The organism is Cupriavidus pauculus (genome assembly GCF_002858765.1).
In the GTDB taxonomy this organism is placed as follows: Bacteria; Pseudomonadota; Gammaproteobacteria; order Burkholderiales; family Burkholderiaceae; genus Cupriavidus; species Cupriavidus pauculus_B.
Genome location: NZ_PJRP01000011.1, coordinates 151,630 through 164,362, shown reverse-complemented (window position 1 = coordinate 164,362; position 12,733 = coordinate 151,630). Strand labels below are relative to the sequence as shown.

Here is a 12,733-nt window from a genome sequence, read left to right as displayed (position 1 = left end):
GCGATGCTTTATGCCGCCCCGACCTATCGAGATTTATCGCAATGCAGCGGCCGAGGCCACTGACGCGTCGACAATCAGCACCGGCCAATCGGCGACCGGAACAGACAGCGTCACGGCATTCGAGCCATTTGCGGCGATGCTGCCAGCCGGCAGCGCGTACACCCTGCCATCCATCATGTCGACATAGCGCGGCTGGCTGCCCGAGGTTGCCAACTCGCTAAATCCGATATGGCTGCAGGTGACCTGCACGGCGGCGCGTGGCTCCGCGTCGTCCGGCACAGGCAACGTGGTCATCTTCCACACCCCGATGACAGTGGACGGCGCGCCGTCCTTCATCTGGCGCCAGGCGTGGGCAATGTAGCCGGCCGGCGCCACGCAGCCATGGTCCGGCACCGGTTGCATCCGGTTGTCAAACAGCGCCGTGACGTTCTGGAAGGCTCCGTAGACTATCTTCTTGCCATTGACACGCTGGTCGCCGTTAAGGAACGGCGTGTCGTTGCTGGGATCCCATACTCCGGTCGTCAGCAGCCCCTTGGTGTTCTTGGCATCGTCATAGTGCAGGTCGGTGATGGTGAACATGCTGGTCTCGATGCCGCGCGCCAGATCGCCAAGCACCCGGCGCAGGTTGTACTTGGCCTGGTTCTTCTCGGTCCACGCCAAGGCCCCCTGGTTGCACATCGCGTACGTATTGCAGGGCGTCGACGGCGCACCGTTCTCGTCCATGCGCGCGCGAAAACCATAGCCGGCCAGCAGGCTCAGGAAATTGTCCATGCTCTGCTTGTCCCAGACCACGTGGTCGTAGTCGACACTGGTCGTGTAGGGGTGGAAGGCTACGTACACATCTTCGCTCGGCACAGCGGGGCCCTTGTTGTCGTAGAAATACTTGAGCGACGTGAGGATGTAGTTGCGGGCGTCTTGGTTCGCTGCACTGTCGTTGCAGTTCTGCATACAACTCAACACATAGTGCACCGTGTACCAGGAACCGATGGTCAACTTCGCATTTGGCTGAATGCGTTTGATCAGCTTGGCGGTATCGACAATCAAACTCTTGTAGGTATCGAGATCCTTGGTGGGCTCATTCCAGATCTGCCAGTCGGTTACCTTGTCCTTGTATCGCGTCACCGTGGCAGCGACGAAGTTCAGGAAGCGCTCCTTGCCCTCTCCGGTCGGGAAGGTGCCGCCGAGCCCCGCAGTGCCGCAGTCCGTGCAACCGGGCCGCACGTTGCCATAGCCAAGGAAGACCAGCGGCGCCTGCCCTTGGGCCAGCGCGCCGTCGACGATCTCGTCAAGCTTGGCGAAGTTGTAGGTCGCGGGTGTGGTGATGGTCTGCTCGATGTCGTTCCAACCGGATTGAACGCGCACCTTCGTCGTCCCCAGCGGGTTCAGGTACTCGCGCCAGTTGGAGAACACGCTGAAGCCCCGGTCCGTGGTCTCGCCGCCGATCATCAGGGTGCTGCTCAGGCCTTGCGCCTTAAGTTCCATCGTGGTGCGCGGCCTGATGCGGCCGAGCGGCGTGTAGCCGTTTTGCGCGATTGGCTGCAAGGCGGCGTAGCTGGCCGGATCCGCGTCGAGAATCGCGCGTGTGGCGGCACTGACTGGCGGATTGATAGAGACCGGCGTGGGTCCGGGCTGCGTCGGCGGGCTGGCTTGCGGTGGTGTCGTGCTCACCGACTCCGGCGAATCCTCACCGCCGCAGCCGGCAAGCACAGCGGTCAGGGCGGTAACGGCGAACATGGTGGCGATGCGGGTCAAGTTGCGCTGGTACATGTGTCTCCTCTTTTGGGTTTTGATGACGTAACCATCCTTTGCATGCATTTTGGATAATCCATAATTCACGCAAGCGAACAACATGCTGACTTCCTGGCCAATCGGTTGGTCTTGCTCCTAGAGAATGGACAGACGCGGTGAAGGCCGCGCGCCGGCCCGCAACACATCCATCAGTTGAAAGAGTTGCCCGTCCTCCGGGCGCACCTCATGGGCCTGCCATTGCGGTCGGATCAGCGAGGTCACAAATACGGAACCGTCCGGCCCTGGGCATGGCATGCTTGGCGCCTGGCAGGGCAGCGCCACGACGGCCACCCGCTTCCCCGCCTGCGTATAGATATTGATGCGCCCGGCCGAGACCCCGGCGGACCAGTAGTGGCCAAGGTCGTCCACAAAGGCGCCATCCGGTCGCCCTGCCCGTTCGTCGGCATGGACCCACGGCTCGATGTCCCCGATGGTTCCGGCATCCGGCTGCCAACGCGCGCGGTAGACGACGCCGGCCATGCTGTCGGAGAAGTAGAGGGTGTGGCCGTCTGGCGCCCACGCGAAACCATTGGCGACGTACAGCCCATCGTGCACGATGTGGCAGCGGCCTGACGCATGCAGCGCGTGGATGCGACCGGTTGGCTGGCGTGCCCCGGAGTCGTCCATCGAACCGAACAGGAACCAGTTGCCGCAGGGAGATACCCGCCCTTCGTTGAGCCGATTCCCCGGCCGGTCCGGCTCGGGCCGTGCCACCGTGCTCAACGCGCCGCTGGCAGGATCCAGGACAGCCAGTTCGTCACTGAGCGCCAGCACGACGCGGCCGTCGACCCGCCGACAATGGGCGCCGACAGGCTTGTCCAGACGCCACGTCGACATCATGCACGTCTGCGGGTCCAGCATATGGAAGGCCGGCGCCCGCACATCTATCCACGATAGCTGGCCGCCATCCCATACCGGACACTCGCCAACGCGGTTGCCAACCCGGAACTCCCGCAGGTGCACCCCCTCGGCGGTACGCTGCTCCCGGACCTCAACGAGGCGCGTCGAATGCGGAACGATCACCGTCGTACTCCTCCGCGGCAAAGCTGCCGCCCTGGTAGAACTCTGCAACCGGATCCGCGGATGTCTTGTCGCGCAGCGCATCGACATAGGCATCGGCCGAATCCTGGGGCGCATAGCCAAGCGCATAGGCGCGCGAATTGTCCCACCACGTCATGGAATTGTGAGACGCGCCGTAGACGATGGCCTCGTCGATCTCCGCCGTCATGCCCACGCGAACCAGTTGCGCCAGGTCGCGCGGGCTGATCCAGTGCGACAGCATGCGGGCATCCACAGGCGCGTCGGAGCAGTGGCCGATGCGCATGCCGAAGGCCTTGATGCCGAACTTCTGCGCATACAGACTGGCTACCGCCTCCATGAACACCTTGGCCACACCGTAGCGCGAGTCGGGGCGCGGCACATCGCTACTGCCCACGATCACCGAGCGGGGATACATGCCAACCGCATGGTTGGAACTGGCATAGACGATACGACGCACCCCGGCTGCCCGTGCGGCCTCCCACAAATTGGCCACGCCCGCCACATTGGCAGGCAGGATCACGTCCCACTGGGCTTCGCGCGGATACCCGGCAAAATGCACGATCACGTCGACGCCCTCCAGCATCCGGTCCAGCGCATCGGCGTCCTCCAGCGCGCACTGCCACGCCGTCTCGTTCGCATGCAGCGGCGTCACGGCGCGCTGATCGCACAACCGCACTTCCGCGGCCACTTGCGCCAAAAGCGGCCGCACGTGTTGCGCCAGGCGTCCCGCGGCGCCGGTCAGTGCCACCACCGGTGGAGTCTGGTCAGGCATAGCGATGGCTCTCCCGCGTCTTCCATTCCGCGTACTCCACCTGCAACGCCGGATCCAGCAACGGATACAAGCCCGGCAAGCGGGCGCCTTCCAGGATCTTCTCGTTGACCCAGTCTTCGTACATCGTCTGGCCCACCGACTCCAACGCCACCTCTTCGGCCAGGTGCTGCGGAAGGCAGACAATGCCCTCTTCGTCCGCCACCATGATGTCGCCGGGGTAGACGCTCACGCCCCCACAGGCAATGGGCAGCTGAAGATCGACGGCGTGGTGACGAATCAGGTTGGTCGGTGCCGACGGGCGGCTGTGCCAGGCCGGGAATTCCATCGCGGCGATCTCGGGGCTGTCGCGGAAACCGCCATCCGTGACCACAGCCGCGCCTCCCCGCTTCCACAGGCGCGTCACCAGCAGACTGCCCGACGACGCCGCGCTGGCATCGCCTCGACTGTCCATCACCAGTACATGGCCAGCGGGACACTCCTCGATGGCAACGCGCTGGGGATGCCGCGGATCCTCGAACGCGGTGATCGGATCGAGGTCTTCGCGCGCCGGAATGTAGCGCAGCGTGAAGGCCGGTCCGACGAAGCGGCAGGCCTGCGGGTTCAGTGGTTTCAGGCCTTGCAGGAAGACATTGCGGAAGCCTCGCTTGAACATGATGGTGGTCAAGGTGGCAGTGGAGACCCGCATCAGGATCTCGCGCGATTTTTCGGACAAAGGCATGGTCGTGGTCTCTACGTTTCTATGTTATCGGTCGATGATGCGTGCGCGGGTGCGCCGCGCCTGCAGGTAGGAAATCTCTTGCTCGGTTCCAGGCTCCCAGCCGCCCGCCGGCAACGCGATGTTGCGCTCGCTCGGATGCGCGGCGACGAATGCATGGTCGAGCGTGGTGCCAAGGCCCGCGTCGGCGGGCACCGCGATGTACCCGCCGCTGGCCTGCAGGGAACGGGTCACGGCCGCCTGCTTGCCAACCCAGTCCGGCTCCAGTCGCTCCAGGATCAGGCCGTTGGTGGAAGCGGCCATCCAATGGACAGCGGCAAACTCTGCAACCGGTCCGAGCGAACCCGAATGCGGCGCAAGCATCAGCGCTCTGGCCTCGGCCAGCGCCGCGATCTTCTTGAGTTGGGTCGGACCGCCCGTGCGCCCGGTATCGGGTTGCACCACGTCGACCAGGCCGCTGACAATAAGCTGGTCGAATTCGGCCAGCGTGCCCAGTCGCTCGCCGGCCGCCAGCGGCAGTGCCACGCTGTCGCGCACGCGGCGCCAGCCGAGCGGATCGTCGGGCGCCACCGGTTCCTCCAGGAAAAGAAGGTGCGCGCCTTCGAGTGCCCGGCCCACCGCCACCGCGTCGGCGCCGGTCAGCCACGCTGGGCCGTGCAGGTCGACGATGAGATCGACATCCGGGCCGATGGCTTCGCGGATCGCCCACGCACGTTCCACGATCTGCTGCGTGCCGCCAACCTTTAACGCACGTACGCCGCGCGCCACGGCGGCCCGCGCCGTCTCGGCATCCTTGACGTGCGCATAGTAGGGAACCCGGTCCCTGACACGTCCGCCCAGCAGGTCGCACAACGGGCGCCCCAGGGCCTGGGCCTTGATGTCCCACAGGGCAGTGTCAATGGCCGCCAACGCGCCGCTGCCGACCACGCCCAGGTGGCCGTGGCCCATCATGGCGACGCGCAGCTTCTGGTGCAGCCGCTCGGTCTGGAAGGCATCTTCCCCAACCAGGAGCGGCGCAAGGTCAGGCAGCGCTGCCGCCACCACGCGTGGCCACCCGGAACCCTCGCCCAGCCCGACGAGCCCTTCTTCCGTATGGACTTCCGCGAACAACCAGTTGCGTCCCGATGCCAGCGCGCTTTTTCCCGCCCCACCCCATGCGGTATGGGTGGGGGCGCCCGCCTGCATCAGATGAACATTGACCTGAGTAATTTTCATGTTTGCCAATGCGATTACTGCGGCTTGATGTTGGCCGACTTGATCAGCGCGGACCAGCGGTCCAGCTCGTCGACATAGAGTTTCTGGAAATCGGCCGGTGCTGCGCTGGGCTTGACCTCCATGCCAAGCGCCTGCACCCGCGCGCGGACCGCCGGTTGCTGCAGGGCCTGGTTCAGCGCGTCATGCAGCCGGGCGATGACTTGCGGCGGCGTACCAGCCTTCACGGCCAGTCCTTGCCAGCTCCGGATATACGTCTCCTTCGGCAATCCGGCCGTCGACGCGGTGGGCGCGGCAATGCTGGCCACGGGTTCGGCCTGCATGACCGCCAGCGGGCGTACCTTGCCGGCGTCGATGTACGACTTCAGCGTGCCGGAGCCGAGGTCGAACATCACGTCCACTTCGCCAGACATCAGCCCCTGCAGCGCGGGAGTGCCACCTCGGTAGGGAACGTGCAGGGCCTGCACGTGTTCCGCGCGCTTGAACAGTTCCAATGCCAGGTGAGACGATGTCCCGATCCCGCCGCTGCCGACCCGGAGCCCGCCATCGGTCCGTCTGGAAGCCGCCACTACATCGGCCGCCGTCTTGTAGGGCGACGAGGCGGCAGCCAGCATCAGCACAGGCACGCTGGTCATCTGCCCCACCATCGCGATATCGGTGCGCGGGTTGTATGGCACACCGATCATTGACGGATTGGTGGCCAGGTGGATGGCCGCGAAGATCACCGAATAGCCATCGGCAGGCGCGGCCAGCGCGGTTTGCGTGGCGATGTTGCCGGAGGCGCCGCTCCGGTTATCAATCACGACGGGCTGTCCGAGCGTCTTTGCCATCTGCTCGGCCACCGCGCGCGCCACGGTGTCGGCGGCGCCGCCGGGCGCGAAGCCGACGATGAGCTGGATGGGCCGGGAAGGATAGGCTGCGGGCGCCGCGGCGCCGGAGTTGGCCAGCCCAACGCCGGCGGTGAACAAAAATGCAAGGCGCAGGACGCCCTTACCGAATTTCATTTCGGCTGTCTCCTTGATTTGTTGGAAATTTTCTCGTGGCGCCCCGTCGGGCGCGCACGGCTAGTGCGACTTGTCGATCATGCGCAGCAGGTCGTCTCGCGCGGATTCCGCATGTTCAAGGGCAACCTTCGCGGCCAGTGCCGGATCACCCTTGCGCACGGCGGCCACCAGCTTGCGGTGTTGCGCGATCACGGCTTCCTTGCGCTGTGCGCCATAGCCTAGCGAGCGCCGCAGCGCATCCACGAGGCTGGCACGCGAACCCAGCACGTCCACGGCCGGCTGGTTGCCCGCCACGCCGTTGAATACGCGATGGAACTCACGGTTGGCTGCCACGCACGCACCGATGTCGGTGCCATGCACCAGTTCCTCGTGTCGCAGTCGCGCCGCGTCGATGACTTCCAGGTCTTCGGGTGTTGCCAGCGTGGCGACCTTGGCCGCCAGCATCTGCTCGATAGCGCCACGCATGTCATAGATGTTGGCAATGTACGTCGCGTCGACCGTGGGAATCACCGCGCCGCGGTGCATCTGCATGTCGATGACGCCCTCGCCCTGCAGATGCAGGAGCGCCTCGCGCACAGGATTGAGGCTGACCTCGTACCGGTCGACCATCTGCGCAAGCGTGATGTGCGCACCGAGCGGCCAGATTCCAGCGGCGATATCGGCCCGAATCTGCTCGCGCAGTCGAACGTAAGTGGGGGTGTTGATCCGTTGCATGGTCGTGGAAACCCGGTTGCGTTTGGTGAACCATGAGCTTACTATACATTGGATTTTCCAAAATCCAAAATCCAATGAGATACGAAAACTTCATCGACGGGCAATGGATCGGCAGCGAGCGCTGGTCGCCGAACGTCAATCCGTCGGAACTAGCCGATGTGGTGGGATATGTGGCCATGGCCACGCCCGACATGGCGGAACTGGCCATCGAAGCCGCGTCGAACGCCTTCGGCACCTGGTCGCAAGGGCCCATTCAGCAGCGTGCTGAGATTCTGGAGCGCGTAGGCCTGGAGATTGTGGCCCGCAAGGACGAATTGGGCCGGCTGCTTGCCAGGGAGGAAGGCAAGACACTTCGCGAGGCGATTGGCGAGGTGGTGCGCGCCGGTCAGATCTTCAAGTACTACGCGCAGGAAGTGCTGCGCCCACACGGCCAGCACCTGCCTTCGGTCCGGCCCGGCATCGAGATCGAGGTGACGGCGGAGCCCGTCGGCGTGATCAGCATCATCACGCCGTGGAATTTCCCGATCGCAATTCCGGCCTGGAAAATCGCCCCTGCGCTCGCCTTCGGCAACTGCGTGGTGTTCAAGCCGGCCGAACTGGTGCCCGGCTGCGCGTGGGCGCTGGCGGAAATCCTCTCACGCAGCGGCCTGCCGCGCGGCGTGTTCAATCTGGTGATGGGCCATGGTGCCGAACTCGGCCCCGCGCTCACGACCGACCCGCGCGTCACTGCCATCTCCTTTACCGGTTCGGAAGCCACCGGCGGACGCATTGCACAGGCGGCGGCGACCACTGGCAAGCGGCTGCAACTGGAGATGGGTGGCAAAAATCCACTCGTGGTACTCGACGATGCCGCGCTGGACGTGGCCGTCGACGCCGCAGTCCAGGGCGCCTTCTACTCCACTGGCCAGCGCTGCACGGCCACGTCCCGCATCATCGTCACCGATGGCATCCATGACCGCTTCCTGTCTGCCTTCGAAGCCGCCACCAGGAACCTGCGTGTCGGCCATGCCCTGGAGGACAGCACCGACGTCGGCCCGGCCGTAGATGCTACGCAGCTCGACAAGAACCTGCGCTATGTCTCGCTCGGCCAGGACGAAGGCGCCCGCCTTCTCGTCGGCGGCGAGCGCATCCGTGCCGCCAACGATGGCTTTTTCTTCGCCCCGGCCATCTTTGCCGACTGTCGCCCCGACATGCGCATCGCGCGCGACGAGATCTTTGGTCCCATCGCGGCCGTACTTCGCGCTAGCGACAGCAATCATGCGCTGGCCCTCGCCAACGACTCAGATTTTGGCCTGTCGGCTGGCGTCTGCACGCAATCACTGGCACAGGCCACGCGGTTTCGTCGCGGCCTGCAGGCCGGCATGGTCATGGTGAACACGCCAACGGCGGGTGTCGACTATCACGTCCCCTTCGGCGGCACAAAGGGATCGTCCTCCGGCCCGCACGAACAGGGCTGGGCGGCGCGCGAGTTTTTCACCACGAGCAAGACCTCGTATATCCGCGCCTGACGCCACTCGCATCGGCCACACGATTTTTGCAGTCCCACGGCGGTGCGCAAACAACAGCAGCCGCCCATATTCATCCAAAAAAATACGGAGACAACATGAGGAAGTTCATCCTGCCGCTGTGCCTTGCCTGCGGCGGCGCGAGCCCGACACTGGCCCTGGCGCAATCGAGCGTGACACTGTATGGCCTGGTCGACACCACCATCCGCTACACCACGCATGAGAATGCAAACGGGAGCGGCAAGGTGCAGATGGGGGACGGCGTGCTCACCGGCACACGCTTCGGTCTGGCGGGCACGGAAGACCTCGGCGGGGGTTACCAGGCGCTGTTCGTACTGGAAAACGGCTTCCTGCCCGACACCGGCATGGCCTCGCAAGGCGGCCGGCTGTTCGGTCGCAAGGCCTATGTCGGCTTGGCTGGCGACTTTGGCACGCTGAAACTTGGCCGCGATTTCACGGTGATCCATGAAGTGATTGCCAGCTACGACACCATGGCGCTGCCCAACCTCGGCCTGGTCGCTTTCCAGAGCGGCAACTATACGGGCGGCGTGCGACAAGACAACATGCTGAAATATGGCGGCACGTTCGGCCCCGTGACGCTGGCCGCGCAGCACGCATTCGGCGAAGTTGCGGGCAGCTTTGCCACGTCCTCGTCAACCGGGGCCAGCGTGACGTACGCCAGCGGACCGCTCAAGCTCGCCGGCGGCTACCAGATCATGCGCGACACCAACACCTACTTTGGCACGGCCGTGCCGTTGAGCGACCAGCAGGTCTGGTCAGTTGGCGGCACATACAAACTCGCCAACACACAATTCAACGCCGGCTTTACCCGCAGCACCTATAACAAAGCCGGCTATCGCGACAACGCCTTCTACGCCGGCGCCAAGCATCCCTTCGGCGACGCCTGGATGCTGCTGGTCACCGGCACGTATGACCGCATGAAGATCAACGGCGATAGCGGCAACCGCTTCACCGGCGCCGTGATGCTTGACTACAACTTCAGCAAGCGTACCGATGTCTATGTGGAGGCCGACTACACCGCGCTCACTGGAACATGGCGCACGCTCGCCGCGCAGCCGACCTTTGTCACACCGTTTTATGGCCATAGCACCCGCATTGGTGTGACGACCGGTATTCGGCATAAGTTCTAAGGAATTACTCGTACCTGAAGGCCGACAGCCGGCCGCTCAAAAGCGGCCGGCTTGCTCTATAAGTACGGCTGCCAAACTTCATTCGCAACTTCTTGGAGCCGGCGCTGAACGGGTTCGAATGAGCGTAGCGGTATCTATGGCTGTCTTGCCCGTTAGCGCGGTCTTCTTTAGATCATCCAGTACTACGTTGACGCTTCCATACGAAGTCGACTTAGGGTCAACGCGCCAAGAATGGCGTCCCGGAAAATCCGTCCGATAACACCTACCCGCAGTTGGCAGTACGGGACCGGACGGTATGCGCTCCTGGAACGTCAGAACTTATGCCGGACGCCAATCGACACACCCATCATTGACGACTTGCCGTTGCCAAGTACATAGCTGTTGCCAAGCGAGAGGCTATTCGCATAGGCAATCAACGCAGAGTCAAACATCAACCCCGCGTTCTTCGCATAGGCTGCGGACAGATACACGTCCGTTCGTTTGGAGAAGTTGTAGTCGGCGATAAGGTTGACCTGCCAGGGATTTGCAACGTTGGTATTGCCGAATACATTTCGGACCTTGTCATAGTCGTACTCGAGCGTCAGGCTGAATGCCGGCGTTACCTGGTAAATTCCGCCGATCCAGAAGAAGTCATCGCGTCCGATCGTCGCACCCGCCGGCGTCTTGTTTTGTCCCCAACGATAGCCGCCCATGATCCGCCCCCAAGGCAGGCTATAGCTGAGCGCTGCCGTGGCTTTCTTGAAGCTGCCACTACTCGCACTGGTCGTGGTGCCGATGGAGGGGTTGAACTGATCATACGCAAGCGCAGCCCACAGCGCCCCGCCGGTGTATGACAGGGACGCGCCATAAGCGCTGTCTCTTCGCGCCTGGCCCGGCACTTCGCCATTGCCGCCGATCGCCAGGCCCGACTGCACGGTCTGTGGCAACGCCACGCCGGTGCCGAAGGAATAATGCGCGACGCCGGTGAATTGGCCCGCATTCAAGGTGTACTTGATTGTATTGTCTTCGCGGAAGTTCGCACCGGTGAAGAGCGTGATGGGCTCATACTGAGTGGCAAAGTACGCCGGCACAAAGTTGACGATGCTGTCGAATAGTGAGGTGTACTGACGCCCAAGGCTGATCTGGCCATACGTCGCGTTCTTTATCCCTACAAAAGCCTGCCGACCGAACAGTCGGCTCGACTGTTGCATCGTGCCGGTGTCGCCGTTGAATCCATTTTCGAGCACAAACACAGCCTGTGTTCCTGTGCCGAGATCCTCCACGCCGCGAATACCCCAACGAGAACCCGATAAGCCACCCGAATTCATGCGAACGACGTCATGCGCCGGCCCTGGATTGAATCCATTGGCCGCTGTGGGCACCGCGCCCACGTTGTTCACGTACTCGATGCTTGCGTCGACCACGCCATAGAGCGTGACGCTCGACTGGGCCAATGCGGAACCCGAGCACGCGGCCAGGGCAACTGCTGCAAAACGATTCAATTTCACCACTGTCTCCTTTATTGTCGTAATACATCTGGCTTGCAGGAATCGTCAGCCTCGCCGTCGGGACGAGCGCGGGCCGCACGCTGTGGGCGTGCATAGGCCACAGGAAAGGCTTGGGAAGCTAGGGCGTGGTTCCCGTGCGCTCCTTTGATGCGGGAGCAAGGGGAACAAGGGGTATTCACTGGAGATCGCGACCAACGATCACCTTCCCCGAGAAGCCTTGTCTGGCTGCTGACCATCGACGGGGGTCACTGTCGGCGGGGGCCAGATGCGACAGGACGAGGGTCTTGACGTGGGCCGCTTCGGCGATGGCACCGACATCCGATGCAGCGGTATGCGCATGCACAAGATGGTGCGCCTTGGCCTCCTGCGCCGCGCTCCTGGGCTTCGGGTACAGGGCATCCACCCACGCGGTGTCGATCACCTCATGCACCAGCACGTCAGCGCCTTGCGCCAACCGAATCAGATTCGGGTCGGGGCTGGTATCGCCAGAGAAGACAACGGACCCATTCGAGGTGTCGAACCGATACGCGAATGCCGGATAGACGGGAGCATGGTTGACCAGTGTTGCCGTCACCCTGACGTTCTCGTCCCGGTAGATCTCGAACGGTGCCATCTTCGGCGCGGGATCGCGATCGGGATCCACGTCAAGGCCAGTCGGCAGCGTGATATCCATGACATCGACGCGGCTATGAGGATTCGGCTTGCGGCTATCCAGAATGTTGTCATTGATGTCCGCCGCGAAGGCACGGTATAGCGCTTCGGTCATGGCAACGGTGCCAGGCATTGGCTGCTCGGGTGCCACGACCTCCGCTACACCGTCGTGGCCGCCGCTCGCAGGTGGCAGTTTCCCGCGCGAGCCAGGCCCGATCACCTTGAGTTTCTGACGCCGTTCGGCCAAGCCGTCCGACGCGCCAAACAGGACGAGCGACGGATAGTCGACGATGTGGTCCGCATGCATATGGGTGATGAACGCCGCCCGTAGCGTTTCAAGGCCCCGTCCCGGTGGCGGCGCGCCCAAGCCCGCCTGGAAGTAGCGCCGCAGCCAGCCCGCGCCGAAATCCACGAGGTAGACCTGGCCGTTAACCACTACTGCCGAGGCGATTCCCGCAGACTGCGAACCTCGCCATGAAGTCCGGCCACCGGCCGTACCCAGCAGTACGAGGCTTGGGCCGGGCTGCGCCACCGAGAGAGGGTGCGGCTTTCCGGCCGGTTCTGCATGGGAAGTCGACGCCAGGACGGCGAGCGCCGCGCATGCTCCCGCACAAAGCAGGCGCAAGCCATTGACCGGGCCGATCTCTGCCCGGGAAAGAATGTCACGCATGGGTTCTCCGAAGGAAGGTCAGG

The 12,733-nt window shown here is 63.6% G+C and carries 11 protein-coding genes; 2 read left to right on the top strand and 9 right to left on the bottom strand.

The window, feature by feature from the left end; all coding sequences use genetic code 11:
• Positions 1-33: 33 nt before the first annotated feature.
• The 7 genes from CYJ10_RS21785 to CYJ10_RS21755 form a co-directional block, all read right to left on the bottom strand.
• On the bottom strand, positions 34-1,767 hold the full coding sequence (locus CYJ10_RS21785; protein ID WP_101683532.1) for a hypothetical protein: 1,734 nt from the start codon (positions 1,765-1,767) through the stop codon (positions 34-36).
• Between the two features lie 117 nt (positions 1,768-1,884).
• Positions 1,885-2,811, bottom strand: a complete 927-nt coding sequence (locus CYJ10_RS21780) for an SMP-30/gluconolactonase/LRE family protein (RefSeq protein ID WP_180863014.1) — start codon at positions 2,809-2,811, stop codon at positions 1,885-1,887.
• The gene (locus tag CYJ10_RS21775; RefSeq protein ID WP_101683531.1) at positions 2,780-3,601 is read right to left on the bottom strand and encodes an NAD-dependent epimerase/dehydratase family protein; all 822 of its coding nucleotides are present in this window, start codon (positions 3,599-3,601) and stop codon (positions 2,780-2,782) included. Before CYJ10_RS21775 ends, CYJ10_RS21780 begins: the two co-directional genes overlap by 32 nt.
• Complete coding sequence (locus tag CYJ10_RS21770; RefSeq protein WP_180863013.1) at positions 3,594-4,319, bottom strand: ribonuclease activity regulator RraA; 726 nt, start codon at positions 4,317-4,319, stop codon at positions 3,594-3,596. The genes CYJ10_RS21775 and CYJ10_RS21770 overlap by 8 nt, the downstream gene beginning before the upstream one ends.
• Before the next feature lie 24 nt (positions 4,320-4,343).
• Positions 4,344-5,531, bottom strand: coding sequence for a mandelate racemase/muconate lactonizing enzyme family protein (locus tag CYJ10_RS21765; protein ID WP_101683530.1), 1,188 nt, complete (start codon positions 5,529-5,531; stop codon positions 4,344-4,346).
• Positions 5,532-5,545: 14 nt separating this feature from the next.
• A complete protein-coding gene (locus CYJ10_RS21760) occupies positions 5,546-6,532 on the bottom strand; it encodes a Bug family tripartite tricarboxylate transporter substrate binding protein (protein ID WP_101683529.1) in 987 nt (328 codons plus the stop codon).
• 60 nt (positions 6,533-6,592) lie between these two features.
• A complete protein-coding gene (locus CYJ10_RS21755) occupies positions 6,593-7,246 on the bottom strand; it encodes a GntR family transcriptional regulator (RefSeq protein WP_101683528.1) in 654 nt (217 codons plus the stop codon).
• Between the two features lie 74 nt (positions 7,247-7,320).
• On the opposite strand from CYJ10_RS21755, the gene CYJ10_RS21750 reads away from it, so the two are divergent.
• Positions 7,321-8,754, top strand: coding sequence for an aldehyde dehydrogenase family protein (locus CYJ10_RS21750; RefSeq protein ID WP_219621492.1), 1,434 nt, complete (start codon positions 7,321-7,323; stop codon positions 8,752-8,754).
• A gap of 26 nt (positions 8,755-8,780) precedes the next feature.
• Positions 8,781-9,902, top strand: a complete 1,122-nt coding sequence (locus tag CYJ10_RS21745; protein ID WP_374703291.1) for a porin — start codon at positions 8,781-8,783, stop codon at positions 9,900-9,902.
• 311 nt (positions 9,903-10,213) lie between these two features.
• On the opposite strand, the gene CYJ10_RS21740 is transcribed toward CYJ10_RS21745, so the two are convergent.
• Together CYJ10_RS21740 and CYJ10_RS21735 are read right to left on the bottom strand one after the other, a co-directional pair.
• The gene (locus CYJ10_RS21740; RefSeq protein ID WP_101683526.1) at positions 10,214-11,389 is read right to left on the bottom strand and encodes a porin; all 1,176 of its coding nucleotides are present in this window, start codon (positions 11,387-11,389) and stop codon (positions 10,214-10,216) included.
• Between the two features lie 175 nt (positions 11,390-11,564).
• On the bottom strand, positions 11,565-12,710 hold the full coding sequence (locus CYJ10_RS21735; RefSeq protein ID WP_101683525.1) for an MBL fold metallo-hydrolase: 1,146 nt from the start codon (positions 12,708-12,710) through the stop codon (positions 11,565-11,567).
• Between the last annotated feature and the right edge of the window lie 23 nt (positions 12,711-12,733).

What these genes read in the sequence shown, in the direction of transcription:
- CYJ10_RS21755 (WP_101683528.1), bottom strand. Translation starts at nt 7,246, where the DNA reads ATGCAACGGATCAACACCCCCACTTACGTTCGACTGCGCGAGCAGATT.
- CYJ10_RS21785 (WP_101683532.1), bottom strand. Translation starts at nt 1,767, where the DNA reads ATGTACCAGCGCAACTTGACCCGCATCGCCACCATGTTCGCCGTTACC.
- CYJ10_RS21760 (WP_101683529.1), bottom strand. Translation starts at nt 6,532, where the DNA reads ATGAAATTCGGTAAGGGCGTCCTGCGCCTTGCATTTTTGTTCACCGCC.
- CYJ10_RS21775 (WP_101683531.1), bottom strand. Translation starts at nt 3,601, where the DNA reads ATGCCTGACCAGACTCCACCGGTGGTGGCACTGACCGGCGCCGCGGGA.
- CYJ10_RS21765 (WP_101683530.1), bottom strand. Translation starts at nt 5,531, where the DNA reads ATGAAAATTACTCAGGTCAATGTTCATCTGATGCAGGCGGGCGCCCCC.
- CYJ10_RS21735 (WP_101683525.1), bottom strand. Translation starts at nt 12,710, where the DNA reads ATGCGTGACATTCTTTCCCGGGCAGAGATCGGCCCGGTCAATGGCTTG.
- CYJ10_RS21770 (WP_180863013.1), bottom strand. Translation starts at nt 4,319, where the DNA reads ATGCCTTTGTCCGAAAAATCGCGCGAGATCCTGATGCGGGTCTCCACT.
- CYJ10_RS21750 (WP_219621492.1), top strand. Translation starts at nt 7,321, where the DNA reads ATGAGATACGAAAACTTCATCGACGGGCAATGGATCGGCAGCGAGCGC.